At 72.8% G+C, this 16,235-nt stretch carries 11 protein-coding genes; 4 read left to right on the forward strand and 7 right to left on the reverse strand.

Going from position 1 to position 16,235, the window contains the following annotated elements; genetic code table 11:
- Positions 1-96 precede the first annotated feature (96 nt).
- Entirely contained in the window at positions 97-795 is a 699-nt protein-coding gene (locus OHQ87_RS05505; RefSeq protein WP_442930794.1) for a helix-turn-helix transcriptional regulator, read from the forward strand.
- Positions 796-977: 182 nt separating this feature from the next.
- On the opposite strand, the gene OHQ87_RS05510 is transcribed toward OHQ87_RS05505, so the two are convergent.
- Positions 978-1,679, reverse strand: a complete 702-nt coding sequence (locus OHQ87_RS05510) for a maleylpyruvate isomerase family mycothiol-dependent enzyme (protein WP_328345523.1) — start codon at positions 1,677-1,679, stop codon at positions 978-980.
- Positions 1,676-2,758, reverse strand: coding sequence for an NAD-dependent epimerase/dehydratase family protein (locus OHQ87_RS05515; protein ID WP_328345525.1), 1,083 nt, complete (start codon positions 2,756-2,758; stop codon positions 1,676-1,678). Before OHQ87_RS05515 ends, OHQ87_RS05510 begins: the two co-directional genes overlap by 4 nt.
- A 232-nt stretch (positions 2,759-2,990) precedes the next feature.
- Between OHQ87_RS05515 and OHQ87_RS05520 the strand changes: the two genes are divergently transcribed.
- Positions 2,991-3,977 carry a DUF1702 family protein gene (locus OHQ87_RS05520; protein ID WP_328345528.1) on the forward strand — a complete coding sequence of 329 codons (987 nt, stop codon included), beginning with the start codon at positions 2,991-2,993 and terminating at the stop codon, positions 3,975-3,977.
- Positions 3,974-5,341 carry a cytochrome P450 gene (locus tag OHQ87_RS05525; RefSeq protein ID WP_442930685.1) on the forward strand — a complete coding sequence of 456 codons (1,368 nt, stop codon included), beginning with the start codon at positions 3,974-3,976 and terminating at the stop codon, positions 5,339-5,341. Before OHQ87_RS05520 ends, OHQ87_RS05525 begins: the two co-directional genes overlap by 4 nt.
- Positions 5,342-5,570: 229 nt before the next feature.
- Here OHQ87_RS05525 and OHQ87_RS05530 read toward each other — a convergent pair whose 3' ends face one another.
- The 5 genes from OHQ87_RS05530 to OHQ87_RS05550 form a co-directional block, all read right to left on the reverse strand.
- Positions 5,571-6,029, reverse strand: a complete 459-nt coding sequence (locus OHQ87_RS05530; RefSeq protein WP_328348754.1) for a flavin reductase family protein — start codon at positions 6,027-6,029, stop codon at positions 5,571-5,573.
- Between the two features lie 63 nt (positions 6,030-6,092).
- Positions 6,093-6,569: an acyl-CoA thioesterase gene (locus OHQ87_RS05535; RefSeq protein ID WP_328345530.1), complete on the reverse strand. Its 477-nt coding sequence runs from the start codon at positions 6,567-6,569 to the stop codon at positions 6,093-6,095.
- A 4-nt stretch (positions 6,570-6,573) separates the two neighbouring features.
- Entirely contained in the window at positions 6,574-12,393 is a 5,820-nt protein-coding gene (locus OHQ87_RS05540; RefSeq protein WP_328345531.1) for a type I polyketide synthase, read from the reverse strand.
- The gene (locus OHQ87_RS05545) at positions 12,390-13,367 is read right to left on the reverse strand and encodes an enediyne biosynthesis protein (RefSeq protein ID WP_328345533.1); all 978 of its coding nucleotides are present in this window, start codon (positions 13,365-13,367) and stop codon (positions 12,390-12,392) included. Before OHQ87_RS05545 ends, OHQ87_RS05540 begins: the two co-directional genes overlap by 4 nt.
- Positions 13,364-15,334, reverse strand: a complete 1,971-nt coding sequence (locus tag OHQ87_RS05550; protein WP_328345535.1) for an ASPIC/UnbV domain-containing protein — start codon at positions 15,332-15,334, stop codon at positions 13,364-13,366. Before OHQ87_RS05550 ends, OHQ87_RS05545 begins: the two co-directional genes overlap by 4 nt.
- A gap of 580 nt (positions 15,335-15,914) precedes the next feature.
- Here OHQ87_RS05550 and OHQ87_RS05555 point away from each other — a divergent pair.
- On the forward strand, positions 15,915-16,229 hold the full coding sequence (locus OHQ87_RS05555; protein ID WP_328345537.1) for a hypothetical protein: 315 nt from the start codon (positions 15,915-15,917) through the stop codon (positions 16,227-16,229).
- The last annotated feature ends 6 nt before the right edge of the window (positions 16,230-16,235 follow it).

The raw sequence follows: 16,235 nt of genomic DNA on the forward strand, positions 1-16,235 counted from the left end.
AGAGCCATCTCGATCATGTGGGATCGCTACCACGAACCCCTGTCACTTGATGCGATGGCCGATTCTGCCTTTCTCAGTCGCTTTTACTTCTCTCGGCTGTTCCGGTCGAAGACGGGCACTTCGCCGGGGCGCTTCCTGACCGCGATCCGGCTTTACAAGGCCAAGAACCTGCTGCTCGAGACCGACATGAGCGTCACCGACATCGCCTACGCCGTCGGCTACAACAGCCTGGGCACCTTCATCAGCCGGTTCACCCGCAGCGTGGGTATCTCGCCGGCCCGCTACCGATGGCTCGCCGAGAACGGCATCCCGCAGCTGTCCCGCACCCGCACGGCCGGCCCGCGCCGCCGGGCCACCATCACCGGCCGACTCGTCCTGCCCCCGGTCGACGTGCCGGTCAAGGTGTACGTGGGCATCTTCGACAGCCCCATCGTGCAGGGGTTGCCGGCCTCCTGCGACATCCTGGAGGCCTCGGGCGAGTACGTGCTGCGCGACGTGCCGGAGGGGCAGTGGTACCTGCGGGCCGCGGCGATCGCGCTCGGTGACATCGCGGCCCGCCCGTCCATGCGTCGCCCCCTGGCGGTCGGCTCCCACGACGCGCTGACCGTGGCCACCAGCGACAACCTCACCGTCGACCTGGAACTGCACCACACCGGGGTGTTCGACCTGCCCATCCTGATCGCGCTGCCCGAGCTGGACAGCAACGACCCCGCCAGCCGCACCAGGCGCGGGTTCACCCGCACCGACCGGCGTACCGCCAGGCCGTCCCGGTTGCTGCACCGGGCCAAGTCGTGACCGCCGCCTCCGGGTGGTGGCGACCCCGGAGGCCGGATGGCGGCACCGTAACCGGGGAATGAGGGCGCGGGCCGAACGGGACCCGGCCACGCGCCCAGGAACACCCCGCGCAGAAGGCGGTCGGCCGGTGGCGCCCGGGCCACCGGCCGACCGCCGACAGCGGCTCAGCACAGCGGTGCGGCTCAGCGTACGGAGGCGGCGATCGGTGACTCCGGCACCCGGAACGGCCCCCAGGTGAACGCCGGCAGCCAGCGCCCCGGGTCGGCGCTCCACCGCAGCGACCGGATCTGCGACGCACTGCGGCGACCGGCCAGCGACAGGTACACCTCGTGCCACGGGCCGACCACGGTCACCGCCGGCTCGCCCGTACCCGCCACGGCCCGCCCGTGCTCGGTCTGCACCGCCAGCGGCGGCAGGCCACGGCCGTCGAGCGCGGCGGACAGTCCCCTCAACAGCACGTCGAAGGACGCCGGTAGCGCCGGATGGTCGACCGGCGGCGCGACGCCCAATGCCTGACGCAGGTCCAGCTCGTGGGTGAACGCGTCCATCACCAGGATGTGCCCGTCCATCGAGTCCGGGCCGGCGAGGAACTCCTCCACCGGCCCGCTCAGCCGCTCCCACTCGACGAGCAGCTCCGGCAGCCCGGCGTCGGGCGTCGCGCCGGGGACGGCACCGGTGACCCGACCGTGCACCCGCGCGCAGACCTCCACCAGGTGCGCGACGAGCCTGTCGACGGTCCAGTCCGGGCAGTGCGCCACCGGCAGCGTGCCCGCGCCGGGCGGCCCCTCGGCAAGCAGGTCCGCCGTGGCCCGCCGGACCTGGCGGTAGGCCGCGTCGGCGGGAACCCGGGACGGGCGGGACGGCTGCGGTTCGACGATGGTCACGGTCGTGCCTCCTCGCGTGGCGACGCCACGGCTTCGACGGAACCCGACGCGGGCGCGGCGGGAACGACAGGTGCGCCGGCCTGGCCGGCGGTGAGCCGTCCCGTACGGTGCAGCCAGCCCACGGTGTCGACGAGCGTCTCACCGATCGGCCGGGGCGCCGGCCCCGCCGACCGGGCCACGTCCTGCGGGCGGGCGTCGACGGCGCAGACGTAGCAGGCCCCGTACTCGGCCGGGATGTGCCACGGCCACACCCGCTGCGCCAGGTCGGTGGCGTAGGCGAAGGGCAGCATCGCCCGGGCCGGCAGGAACAGCGTGGGCAGCCGGCGGCCGGTCGCCTCGCGAACGGCCCGCAGGTAGCCGCGGGTACTCAGGTAGCGGCCCGGACCGAGGTGCCGCCCACCGTCCCCGGCCGGCGTAGTGGCCAGCTCCGCGAGCAGCGCGGCCGTGTCCCGGACGTCGCCGACCGGGAAGCCGCCGGTGGGCCACATCGGCATCAGGCCGCGCAGCACGTTGCGCAGCCGGGCGTTCTGGTCGCCGAGCCTCGGGTCGTCCGGGCCCAGCAGGGCGGGCGGATAGGCGATCACCACCGGGTCGCCCTGCGCCTGGTGCCTCCTGGCGACCCGCTCCGCGGCGGCCTTGCTCGCCAGGTACGTCTCCCGGGCCGTGGTCGGTGGCGACTGCGGGCCCACCGTCCCGGCCGCCGACGGCGCCAGCGCGCCGAACGTCGACACGTGCACCGAGCGCCCCACCCCGGCCCGGCGGGCCGCCGCGAGCACCACCTCGGTGCCGCGCGCGTTGGTCCGTCGGGTCGCCCCGTGCCACCGGCTGTCGAACGAGTAGACCGAGGCGGCGTGCACCAGCGCGTCGACACCACCGACGGCCCGGGCCACCGCCGTCTCGTCCAGCACGTCGCCGACGCAGACCTGCACCGCGTCGCCGGGCACCGACAGCGGGGACAGGGCCGGGACGACCCGGTCCGGATCCCGGGCCAGCACCCGCACCCGGTGCCCGGCTGCGGCGAGCGCCGCCACCGTGTGCGCGCCGACGAAGCCCGTACCACCCGTCACGAGCACCAACATCGCGAGCTCCTCTCCGCCCGCGACCGGCGCGCAGACGCGCGGCGCGACGCTGCTGCCGGGCCTGGCGGGCGGCTCGATCGTGTCCCGCCCGCCAGCGGCGGGCTACTCCCAACGTGCCGTTGTCCGGCACTGCGTCGCAGGTCAGAGGGCAATCGGGAAGTGGCTGCGGGCGTCGCGCGGTCGGGAAGATTGACCAGTTGGATCGTCGAATCTGGATGAATGGGAGCTACAGGTGGCCGGCACCATCAGGGCGCTCAGGCGCCGTGTCCTCACCCCAGACGTCAAGGAGACCCTCGTCTCCACCCGGGGCTTCCACGACAAGAATCCGGAGGCCCGCACCATCCTGGAGACGGTCGGTTCGTCATTTCTGACCGGGCTCTCCTCGGCCGCCGGCGCCCGCCGGGTGACCGACGTCGACACCGAGCTCGCCGAGCTGCCGACCCGCTTCCAGGGGTTCGCCTACGAGGGCGCGGCCATGGGCTTCGCGCTGGTCGACGCGCTCACCCCGGGAACACCCCGGCGCAGCGCCGAGTTCCTCGCCGGCACCGGCGACCGCCACGTCTACATGGCGTACGTCGGGATCGGCTGGGCGCTGGCGCGGCTGCCGAAGTTCCTGTGGCGGCGGGCCCTGGCCGCCGCCACCGACCCGCTGCTGCGCTGGCTCGTGCACGACGGCTACGGCTTCCACCAGGCGTACTTCCACACCGCGGAGTACGTGCACGGCCGGCGGGCGGTGACCGACTTCCCGTGGCCGCCCGAAGGCCCCACCGCGTACGCGGCCCGCGCCATCGACCAGGGCATCGGCCGGGCCACCTGGTTCGTCGCCGGCTGTGACCCGACGGTCGCCGCCGACCTGATCGACCGGTTCCCGGCGACGCGGCACGAGGACCTCTACAGCGGGGCGGGGCTCGCGGCGACGTACGCGGGCGGGTGCACCGCCGACGAGCTGCGGCTGTTCCTGGCCCGCTCGGGTGAGCACGCCCCGTTCGTCGCCCAGGCCAGCGCGTTCGCCGCGCAGGCCCGGATCCGGGCGGGGCTGCCGGTGCCGCACACGGAGCTGGCCACCCAGGTCTTCTGCCAGGCGTCGGCCGTCGACGCGGCTCGGGTCACCGACGAGCTGATCCCCGCGGGCCCGGACGCCTCCGGTCGGCCGGCGTACGAGGTGTGGCGGCGAGCCGTGGCCGCGCGGTTCCGGGCCGACGCCCCGGTACAGCCGTGACCGCGATCGCCGACCCGAACCGGCTGCGCCCGCCGGGCCCGTCGCCCTGGACCGCCCCGGCCCTGCTCGGGCGGATGGCCCGCAACCGGCTCGACGTCATGCGGGCGGTGTCCGCCCGGTACGGCGACGCGGTCCGGCTGCCGCTGGGGCCGAAGACGCTCTGGTTCTTCAACCATCCCGACCACGCCAAGCACGTGCTCGCCGAGAACCCGGGCAACTACCACAAGGGCATCGGGCTGGTGCACGCCCGCCGTACCCTCGGCGACGGCCTGCTCACCAGCGAGGGCGCGCTGTGGACCAAACAGCGCAAGGTGATCCAGCCGGTGTTCCAGGCCCGTCGGATCGCCCGCCAGGCCGACGCGGTCGCCGAGGAGGCGGTGCGGATGGCCGCCCGGCTGCAGCGCATGGTCGGTGCCGGCCCCGTCGACATCGGACACGAGATGACCGAGCTGACCCTCGGCGTGCTGGGCCGCACGTTGCTCGACGCGGACCTCGGCGAGTTCGGGGGGATCGGCGCGGCGTTCGAGGCGGTGCAGGACCAGGCGATCTTCGAGATGATGTCGCTGGGCGCCGTGCCGACCTGGGTGCCGCTGCCCCGGCAACGGCGCTTCCGTCGGGCCCGTGCCGAGCTGCAGGAGATCGTCGACCGGCTGGTGGCACACCGGCGGGCGGAGCCCGGCGGCATCGCCGACCGCGACGACGTGGTGTCCCGCCTGATCGGGTCGACCAGCCGGGAGGCCGACCCCCGGGTGGCCCGACAGCGGATGCGCGACGAGCTGGTCACCCTGCTGCTGGCCGGGCACGAGACCACCGCCAGCACCCTGACCTGGGCCTTCTATCTCCTCGACCGGCACCACGAGGTGTGGGAGCGGATGCACGCCGAGGCCGTCGAGGTGCTCGGTGACCGCAACCCGGTGTACGAGGACCTGCACCGGCTGCGGTACACCGCGATGGTGGTCGACGAGGTGATGCGGCTGTACCCGCCGGTGTGGCTGCTGCCCCGCATCGCCCAGGGCGACGACGTGGTGGGCGGCTGGCACGTGCCCGCCGGCGCGGACGTCGTGCTGTGCCCGTACACCCTGCACCGGCACCCGGAGTTCTGGCCCGACCCGGACCGCTTCGACCCGGAGCGCTTCGACCCGGACCGGCGCACCGACCGGCCGCGGTACGCCTACCTCCCGTTCGGCGCCGGCCCCCGCTTCTGCGTCGGCAACAACCTCGGCCTGCTGGAGGCGGTGTTCGTCCTGGCCTGCGTGACCCGGCAGCTGCGCCTGTCGCTGCGACCCGGGCACCCGGTGGTGCCGGAGCCGATGTTGACCCTGCGGGTGCGCGGCGCCCTGCCGATGCACGTCTACGAGGCCTGACCCCGCCCCCGCCCCGACCTGGCGCAATCGGTGCTTCCCGGCCGGTTGCGCCTCGTCGTGTCCGCCGGACGGCGGCGTCGCGGGTGGTGCCCCGTCGTGGTCCGAGCTCCCAGCGCCCTTCGGTGCGGCCGGATCCACAGGCGGGCACGGTGACGGCCGGGCGACCACGCGGGGTGCGTGGCCGCCCGGCCGTCGGCGGGTGGGCCCGGTGGGCACCGGGCCGACCCGGTCAGTCCTTGCCGACCTCGCAGAACCGGCCGCCGTGGAACAGCAGCGCGTCGCTGCTGCCGCCCCGGCCGGTGCCGAGCACGGAGCCGAGGAAGATGGAGTGGTCGCCGCCGTCGTACACGGCCGCCAGCTTGCACTCCACCCAGGCCACGTTCCCGGACACGATCGGCGCCCCGGTGTGCGGGCCCGTCTCGCACCGCACCGTGGCGAACTCCCGCTCGTCGCGGGGCCGGCTGGAGCTGGCGAAGTAGCGCGCCAGCCCCTCCTGGCCGGCGGCCAGGATGGACACCGCGAAGGTGCCCTGCGCCAGGACGGTGTCGTGCATGACGGAGCTGCGCTTCACGCACACCAGCACCATCGCCGGGTCCAGCGACACCGAGGTGAACGCGTTCGCGGTCATCCCGTGCGGCAGGTCCCGGCCGGACGTCACCACCGTCACGCCGGTGGCGAACATCCCCATCACCGCCCGCAGTTCGGCGTGGTCGGCCGTGGAGGTCTGTTGCTGGTCCGCTCTGGTCACGGCTCAGCCCTCCCCGACGCCTTCGAGGACCTTGCGCTGGCCGCCCGCGGCGGGGGCCACCGCGTACCGCGACAACGCCGTCCGCAGGGTGTCCGGTACCCGCGTCGGGCGGGTGTCGGTGTTCGGGCCGCGCATGCACGCGATCCGCTGCCGTCCCCGGGCCACCAGCTCCTCGAAGCCGTCGCGTAGCCGCACGTAGTCGAAGGCGAAGCCGATCTGGGTCTGGGTGAGGTCCTCCAGCCGCATCCGGATCGACAACTCGTCGAACGCGGTGATCTCGGTGAAGAACTCGCACTCGCACTTGAGGGTGAACAGCTTCAGGTCGTCGCGGATGTCCGCCAGGACCTCCGGTGCCTGCTCGCGCAGGAACATCTCCCGGCACCGGCCCTGCCAGCGCAGGTAGTTGACGTAGTAGACGTTTCCGACGAGGTTGGTCTCCTCGAAACCGACCAGGTGCCGGTACTCGTAGTAGGACTCCACGACTTCACCTGCTTCCTTGCGCCATCATCGTGAACACCACCGGCTCCTCGACGTCGTCGAGCGCGGTCACGAAGGTGGCGATCCGCGCCGCCCCCGACCGCAGGGCCACCCAGCCGGCCGGGCCGTTCGGCTCGGCCACCAGGTCGACCCGGGCATGGCCGTTCTTGCGTAGGCACTCGACCGCGCCCCAGACCCGGGTGGCCGCGACGGACAGGTCCTCGCCCTGCTCCCGGGCCAGCAGCGTGGCCAGGGCGAGCCCGTCGGGGCCGATCAGGCCGGCCCACTCGTCACCGGAGCGGGCCGAGGCCAGCTCCACGTCGCACCCCACCGCCGCCGAGGCGCCGGCGACGGCGACGGTGACCCCGCCCCCGTGCGAGGCGGAGATCCGCACGTCGGCGTCGACCTCCGGCTTGCCGTCCGGCCGGTAGCGCACCGTCGTCTCCGTGCCCAGCGCCCAGCTCACCGCGCGGGCGGTCTGCCGGCGGCGGGCAGCCGTACCGGTGGCGTCCGCGTCGTCGGGTCGCACCACGACGCGCAGCTCGTCGGGGAGGAACGCGCCGACCCGCCGCTCCAGGTACGGGCCGACCAGCGCCGGCAGCCACGGCCCCGTGCCGTCCTGCTTGCGTACGGCGTGCAGGCGTAGCCCTTCCCACCGCTCGACGACGTTGCCGTCGGCGTCGCAGACGTCCACGTCGTAGTGGTACGTGTCGCCCTGGCGCAGCCGTTCCACCGCGTGGATGGTGACGGTGTCCAGGGTGGCGGCGACCTTCGGATCGGCCAGGTGCAGCCGCTCGACGGCGCCCGGCAGCAGGGTCGCGTCCGGCACGCAGCACTGCAACGCGTGCATCACCGTGTCCCGGGTGCCCGGGTCGGCCAGGACCAGGTCACCGGGGCGGTACCGGGCGAACCACCCGTCGACCGGCCGGTTGGACACCCGCGCCGTGCAGCTCGTCGCCGCCAGGTCCGTATAGCCCAGCAGGCGCTGGAACCGCCGTCCCTGGAACAGCACCGGTCCGTACAGGTCGCGGGCCGGGTCGATCGGCAGCAACTCCGCCGCGGCGGAGCCCGGCCGGGGCTCGACCCGCAGCGTCCGGTCCCACCGCAGCCGGGCCCGGAAGTGGTCGGCGGCGAAGTTGGTGTCGCTGCTGCGTACCACCGCCTGGACCGTACCGTCGGCGGCGGCGAGCACCGCGATCCGGATCGTGGTGCCGCCCGCGGGTGGCACCACGATCGGCCGCAGCAGCTCGACGTCCTCCAGCACCGGGGCCGTCGTGCGCCCGGTGAGCGCCGAGGCCGCCTGCGCCATCGCCTCCATGCCCAGCACGGCGGGGAAGAGCAGGTCCCCGTCGAGCAGGTGGTCGGGCAGGTAGAGGTCGTCCTCGGCGGTCAGGTCGGCGTCCACGACCAGCTCCACGCCCGGGTAGTGCACCTGCAGCCGGTCGACGAAGCGCAGCAGCGGCACGTCGCACCGCTCCAGCGTGACCGTCGGCAGGCCGTCGGCGCGACCCATCACCACAAGCGTCTGCGGTGCGGCCGGGCTGGCCAGCACCTCCTTCAGCGTCGCGATGCCGGCCTCCACCGGGATCGGCGCGATGCCGTCGCGGGTGAGGGCCTCCAGCACCCCGAGCCGCTCGCCCATGCCGGCGCCGGACCACACCGACCACTCCAGCGCCAGGCACCGGATGTGCGGGTAGTCCTCGCCGACCTTGCGGGTCAGGTCGGTCATCCAGTCGTTGGCCGTGGCGTAGTGCCCCTCGCCGCGCAGCCCGGCCCGGCCGATGATGCTGCCGAAGGTGACAAGCAGCCGCAACGTGTGCGGGTCGGTCGCGGCGAGCACGGCCTCCAGCCCGTCGATCTTCGGGGCGAGGGTCCGCCGGAACGTGGCCTCGTCGAGGTTGGCCACCGCCGTCGGCTCGTTGCGGCCGGCGCCGTGCAGCACGCCGGTGACCGGGCCGAGGACCCGCTCGATGTCGTTGACGGCCGCCTTCACCTCGTCCAGCGCGGTGATGTCCGCGCGGGCGTAGTGGAAGCGCACCCCGGCGGCGGTGAGCCGGTCGAGGTTGGCCGCCAGCTCCGCGTCGGTCGCCGGATCGGAGCGGCCGATCAGGCCCACCGCCGCGAGGGTGTCCCGGCCCAGGGCCAGGGCGCACTCCGCGGTGATGCCCTTGCCGCCGCCGGTGACCAGCAGCACGTCCTCCACGCCGAGCCCCGGCCCGCCGTTGGGCGCCAGGGTCGCCGGCCGCAGCACCGGCACGTACCGGTTGCCGTCGGCGTCGTAGTGCACCTCGCTGAACCCGGCGGTGGCCGCCACGTCGGCGACCACCCGGGTCACCGTGGCCGTCACCGCCTCCTCGGACGGTGCGTCGGCGAGCGGCAGGGTGACCACAGTGGTGGCGATCTCCGGGTGTTCCTGGTGCAGCGTCTTGGCCAGGCCGGCGGCGTTGCGCCGGTCGCCGACCGTCACGAACCGGACGGCGGTGCCCTGTGCCAGCGCGGCCCGCGCCGCCCGCAGCATCACCGGGATGTGCTCGGGCTGGCAGTCGCGGGGCAGGCACAGCAGCACCCCGCCGCCGACCCGGGCCTGTTGCAGCGCCGTGCGCAGTGGCTCGGCGAGTGCGCTGTGCCCGGCGGTGAACGCCTGCCATCCGCCGTCGACCGGGGCGTCGACCCGGGGCCCGACCTCGGTGGGCACCAGGTCGACGGCGAACGCCCGCACCCACGGCGCCACCCCGGCGATCGACGTGTCCGACTCGTCGGTGTCGGCCGTGGCGCCGGCGTCGTCGAGGATCTGCGCGATCTCCGCCACAGTGGCGGTGGCGTAGCTGGAGGTCAGCGTCGGCGCCGCCACGTTGAGCTCCCGGGCGGCCTGGTTGACGATCTGGCCGACGGTGATCGAGCTGAGGTGCAGCTCGTCGAGCGGCCGGCTGTCCGGCCGCACCGCCTCCAGGGGAAGCTCCGCCCGCTCGGCGGCGAGCCGGCGCAGCAACCCCAGGCTGTCGACCGTGGCGCCGGGCCCGGAGACCGCCACCGACGCGCCGCCCGGCGCCACCGCGACGGCGGCCGGCTCCTCGGCGGTACGGGCCACCGCGAAGTCCCCGGCCGGCGCCGACTCGGCGGGGCTGGCGAAGAAGCGCAGCGGCCGGCCCGGCTCCAGTGGCCGGGTGAACCGGTCCTGGAACAACGCCCCGTGGTTGACCGGCGCCCCCGCCGCGTACGCCGCGCCGACCGCGTTGAGCAGGCCCGCGAGGGAGAGGCTGTCGGTCTCCAGCGAGATCGTCGGCACCTGCGGGGCGATGTCGGCGGCCAGCCCGCGCAGCACCCGGCCGGGGCCGACCTCCAGCAGCAGGTCGGCGTCGTCGGCCAGGCGGCGTACCGCCTGGGTGAACCGCACCGGGTCCAGTACCTGCCGGCGCAGCAGGTCCGGCACGTCGGTGTCGGCCGGCAGCACGGTGCCGGTGACCGTGGAGACCATGGTCTGCGACAGCGGCGCGAAGGTCTCGCCGCGCAGGTGCTCGGCGAACGCGACGGCCGCCGGGGCGACGGCCTCGGAGTGGAAGGCGTGCGACACCGCGATACGGGTCCAGAACAACCCGGCCCGCTCGGCGCGCGCACCGACCTGCTGCACGTCCTCGACCAGGCCGGAGACCACGGTCTGCTGCGGGCTGTTGTAGCCGGCGATGACCACAGGCGTGCCGGCCAGCAGCGGCTCCACCACCTCGGGGGCGGCGGAGATGCTGGCCATCGTGCCGTCCCCGGCGCTGGCGTCGGCCATGATCCGCCCACGTGCGCCGGCGGTCGCGATGAGCGTCTGCTCGTCCATGGCGCCGGCCCAGTGCAGGGCGGTCAGCTCGCCGAGGCTGTGTCCGGCCGCGCCGGTGGCCCGGATACCGAGCATCGACAGCGCCCGCAGGCCGGCGACCGACGCCGTCACGATCCGCGGCTGGGCCACCGCCGTGGCCACCAGGTCCGCACCGGGCGGCGGCTGGTGGGCCCGGTACAGGGCGTCGATCTCCTCGAACCGTCGGCGCAGCGCGCCGCCGTCGGCCCGTCGGCCCGCACCCTGGCCGGGGAAGAGGAACCCGATCCTCGGAGCGGGCCCCGCCGTGCCGAGGAAGACGCCGCCGGCCGCGTCGATCACCCGCTGCTCGCCCGCGTCGAGCAGCTCGACCAACCGCTCCAGCCGCTGCCGCGCCTGTTCGGGCGAGGCGACGACCACCGCCGCCCGCACCGGTCGGCCGGTGAGCTTTCCCGCCAGGGCCGCGGCCAGGTCGCCCAGTTCGGCGTACGAGAGCCGGCCCACCCACGGCGCCAGGTCCGACAGCCGCGAGCCCAGCTCCTGCGGGGTACGCGCGTCGAACATCAGCAGCTCGGCGTCCTGCCGGGAGCGCACCAGCGCGGTCGTCGACGCCCCGATGCGGGTCCGTCGGCCGCTCTCCGCGCTCTCGACCACCAGGTGGGCGTTGATGCCGCCGAAGCCCATCGACGACACGGCCGCCCGGACCGGCTTGTCGGCCGGCCACAGCTCCGCCGTGGCGGGCACCCGCAGGGCGGGCTGCTCCACGTCGAGCACCGGGTGCGGATCCACGTGCCCGGTGGCCGGGGGGATGACCTGCTGGCGTACCGCGAGGATCGCCTTGAGCAGTCCGGCGACCCCGGCGGCGGCCTTGGTGTGCCCGAAGTTGCCCTTCACGGTGCTGATCGCGGCGGGTGCGCCCACCGGGTCGGCCTCCTGCCGGGCCTCGGTGAACGCGCGCAGCTCCGTGGCGTCACCGACGGCGGTGCCGGTGCCGTGGCCCTCCAGGTAGGACACCGAGTCGATGCCGAAGCCGGCCCGCTCGTACGCCCGCCGGATGGCCAGCCGGTGGCCGCTGGCCTCCGGCCGGGTGATGCCGCCCTTGCCGTCGGAGGAGTAACCCCAGCCGGCGATGACGGCGTGCCGGCGCAGGCCTCGCGCCACCGCGTCGGAGTCGCGCATCAGCACCAGCATCCCGCAGCCCTCGCCGGGCCAGAACCCGTTGGAGTTGCGGTCGTAGACCCGCATCTCGCCGGTGGCCAACGCGCCGGTCTTGGCGAAGCCGATCACCTCGAACGGGTCGATGCTCAGGTCCACCCCGCCGGCCACGGCCGCGTCGAGGTCGCCCCGGGCCAGGGCGTTGCAGGCGGTGGCGACCGACAGCAGCGACGACGAGCAGGCACCGTCGACGGTGAAGCCGCCACCCTTGAAGTCGAAGTGGTTGCAGACCCGGCCGGCGATGGTGTTGGCCAGGCCGCCGGCCAGGGTGTCCTCGTCGATCGGCGGGAACGGTGCCTTGTAGCGCGGCTCCAGCCCGTCGAGGAACGCGCCGACGGCGGCGTCGTCCCAGCCCTGCTCGCGCAGCGCCGCCCCGACCGTGCGCCGCACGTACGGCCAGCGCAGCCGCAGCAGGTTGGCCCGGCTGAACTCGCCGGTGAGGGTGTTGCCGATGATCACGCCGGTGGTGGTCAGCGGCAGCCCCTCGCCGTCGGCGAAGCCGGCGTCGGCCAGGGCCCGGGAGACGGTGTCCAGGGCCAGCCAGTGCGTCATGTCGGTGGACCGGAAGGTGCTTCCGGCGATCTTGTACTTGACCCGGTCGAACTCGAAGCCCTCGATCACGGCGGCCTTGGCCGAGTAGAACCGGTCGGGCGCGGCGGGGTCGGGGGAGTAGTAGTCCTCGGAGTTCATCCGCTCGTCGGGCAACCGGCGGAAGGCCCGACGGCCGGTGAGGACGTTCTCCCACAGCTGGTTGGGGTCCTCCGCGTCGGGATACCGGCAGGCGATCCCGACGACGGCTATGCGTTCGCTCACGCGATGCTCCTGGGGGTGTCGAGGGTCAGCGCGGTGGCGGTGCGGGACTTCTTGCGGAGGTCGGCGATCCACCAGCCCACGCCGCGGATGGCGCAGACGACGACCACCGCGAAGAAGAGCGTGTAGACGACGTTGAACAGCATCAGCACGCCGTAGGTCATGGCCACGCCGGAGCCGAACATGAACTGGTTCATCGGCTTGACCGGGGTGGTGCCCGGGTCGGTGATCATGTAGTTGGTGAACAGCACGAACGCCACCCCGGTCATCACGCCCAGCGCGGAGAACAGCGCCACGTCCCAGATCCAGTGCCGGATGAACGCCTGGATGGCGAAGCCGCCGAGCCAGCCGACGATCAGCGGGACCTTGCGGGTCAGCAGCGCGTTGATCACGGTGCCGGCGGTCACGATGATGATCGGGATCATGATCCGGAAGTACGTGTTGGCGTTCTCCGTGAACTGGTACGGCGGGGCGATGGAGATCCAGGAGCCGAAGCAGACCAGCGCCATCGTGATGCCGAAGTTCGACGGGTTCATGTAGTGCCGCATCCGGCCGTAGACCGGCGCCTGGAAGACGTACTTGCCGGTCACGCCGACGATCACGGCGAACGCGATCGGCAGGAACATGTCGTTGGCGTACAGGAGCATGTTGCAGGCCAGCGCGGTGATGTGCGAAGGCAGCAGGAACTCGTACACCCGGCGGGCGCCGCCGCCGAGGAACCGGGGGGTGTCCTTCTTCGCCCAGGCCCGGACCAGCTCGAAGCTGATCTCGGCGGCGTAGCCGGTGAGCACGGCGAAGATGGGCCACAGCCACGGCTGCTCGAAGCCGAGCAGCGTGTAGCCGAAGATGTTGAACACGCTGATGGACAGGGCGAAGTTGCGCAGGGCCAGGTAGCGGCGGTCGGGCGCGGGTTTGGCCGGGACGACGGGAGCCGCGGGCGCGGTGTCGATGCTGGGGGGAGAGGCGATCGTGGTCATCGGTTCGGAACCTCCTCGACGCGGTCGGTCAGCACGAGGGTGTGCGTGCCGGCGGTGAGCTGCTCGCTGACGCTGTGCTGCTGGCCGCTCAGGTCACGCCAACGCATGTCGACGGTGACCGGGCCACTGGTGGCTCCCAGTCCGAAGTGGACCTCGAAGCTGCGCTTGCCGCCGTGGCCGCTGCCGCCGTCGAGCTGGGAGATCTGCTTGCGTCCGTCGGGCGTGGTGACGGTGACGGTGGCGCCGTAAGCCGGGGTGCAGAGCATCTTGCCCGCCGGGGCGTCGACCGCCGGCCGGTACAGCCGCAGGTTCAGGTAGTTGCCCTTGCCCGGCGCCTCGTTGACGTAGAACGCCGGCGGGCCCCACTGGCGGGCCACCGCGAGGTCCAACGCGCCGATACCCCGGGTGTCGGCCGTGGCGATGCCCCGGGTGGGGATCGGCACGTCCAGGCCGACCTGCCCGGTGATGTTGGCGAACTCGCCGCTTGCCGTGCGGGCGAAGAACGCCAGCGGCTGGCTGCCGGCGATGTCGTCGCCGGGCTGCATGTTCGGCCACATCGCCGGGTTGGACATCAGGTCGTCGTTCATCATGGCCATCTCCTGCAGCCACGGCCAGCGGTCGATCTTGCCCTTGACGAAGCCGAGGGTCTGCACGACGTCCAGGTCGCCGCTGTTGAGGAAGTCGCCGAACTTCACGTCCCAGCCCCAGCCGCTCCAGGCCAGGCCGAGCGGGCGGGCCTCCTGGGTGAACGGGGCGACGCCCTTGTCCAGCTTGGCGAGCATGTCACCCTCGTCGCGGGCCCGGTTGATCCAGACGAAGTTGCTCTCCTCCAGGCCCCAGGCCGTGGTGATGTTGGAGACCATCATGTCGAAGGTGCCGTTGCGGTCCAGGTCACCGAAGTCGATGCCCATGCCCTTGAACGAGCCGTTGCCGAGCACGAACGACTTGGGCGTGGTGGGGGTGCGCTCGCCGACGGCGACCGTGAATTCGATGCGGCCGGGCTTGGAGACGTTGTGCAGCAGGTGGTCGTGGCCGAAGTCGTTGGCGACGTAGACGTCGGGCAGGCCCCGGCCGGTGAGGTCGGCGGCGTTGAGGCCCAGCGTCCAGCCGGTCGACGCGACGAACGGGATCGCTGCGCGCTCCGGCACGAAGGTCACCGAGGGGGCGTCGCCCGAGGTCGCCGACAGCCAGCGCAGGACGTGGCTGCCACCACCGTTTGTGGCGCTGGACAGCGTCTCGTTCATCTCGACGTTGTCCTGGCCCCTGGTGTTGAGCACGTCGGACTCGGGGAAGTAGTTGCCGATCACCACGTCCGGCCGGCCGTCGCCGTCGAGGTCGCTGACCAGCGTGGCGTTGGTGTGCCACTTGGGCCCGTGGTAGAGGCCGTCGGGCGAGCTCTGCGGCAGCAGCTCCTGGCGCTGGTACGTCGCGTTGGACACCGTGGTGGCGCTGGCCTTGTGCAGGAACAGGATCGGCACCCGGCCCCAGAAGGTGACCATGAGGTCCATCCGGCCGTCGAGGTTGTAGTCACCCGGCACGCAGCCCATCGGCGCCATCGTGTCGTCGATCGGCAGCGGCGCCGGATCGAGGATGAACGGCGCGAACTGGTCCTCCTTCGGCGCGGTGGGCGCGTAGGTCACGACCACCTTGTCGGTGCGCACGTCCACGAAGCACAGGCTGTTGGCGCGGCCGTGACCGGTGAGGTCGTTGACGGCGATGCTCGCGCCGACCGACGAGACCCAGGCGCGGATCTTGTGGTAAGACCGGTTGACGTCGCGACTTGTCTTCTTGGGTAGCTGGTCGTAGCCGTCCGGGTAGGCGATCGGCTGCTCGGTGAAGCGGTATCGTGTGGCGGTCTCATCGGCACCGGCGACGGACACGCGGCTGTCGATGATGAAAAAGAGCGAGGCCACGAGTAGAATCGCGACTATTCCGGGACTGAGCGAGCGTGCGCGTTGACCCAGCACGGTACGGTCTCCTTACAACAGAGCCATCGGCTTCTGCCAAAGCCGATGGCGTGAACAGGACAGACGGCATCACCGCGGCGGTGTTCCACGGGCGGCCCCGGGGTGCTGCGCGGTAAGGGATGGGAAGTGGCACCTGACGTCGTGGGCCTCGCGGCCGACGGTGCGGCCGGAGGAGGGCGTTCTCCAGCCACTTCGGTCCGTGCGGCGAAGCTGCTTTCTGGCGTGCCTGGTTTCCTCCTGTAGCGGCGGGAAGGGTGGATGTTCGGCGACCGGATCGGGCCAGGTTCATCGTGCGACGGTGGCGCCGGGGCGCGCTTCTTTCACATTGCTCCCGACGTTTTCGCAGCATGAAAGCGGTTTAGTTCGCGTATAGCGGACGATTTGCCGCGCCGGATCCCTATTGGTCGATCTCGTTCGCGTTGATCCGCTGTGTCCACCCGTCCGGTGCAAGACGGCAATATGGCGACTAACTGTCGTGGCCGCGATGGCTAGCGTGGGTGGCGGCGCTGCCCGAGGCGCCGCCCGGGCGTCGTCCGCAGGGACCGCCCCCGCCCGGGTTCCGGGAAGAGAGGAAGCCGCCGTGTCTGTCGAGGGTTTCTGGAAGGTGGCCGTCGCCACCCCGTTCGGCGTCCGCCGCACCGAGTTGGAGCTGTTCAGCAAGGACGGTGTCCTGCAGGGCATCTCCCGTGGTGAGAAGGAGACGCTCACCCTGAACGACCTCCGGCTGGAGGGTAACCAGCTGTCCTGGTACCAGTCGATCAAGAAGCCGATGCGGATGGACCTGGCCTTCGACGTGACGATCGACGGCGACGAGATGACCGGCACCGCCAAGGGCGGCCCGATGCCGGCGGCGAAGGTCAGCGGTCACCGCGAGCCGGCGACCCAGCCCGCCTGAACCGTC

Origin of the sequence: Micromonospora sp. NBC_00421 (assembly GCF_036017915.1) — a bacterium.
GTDB lineage: Bacteria > Actinomycetota > Actinomycetes > Mycobacteriales > Micromonosporaceae > Micromonospora.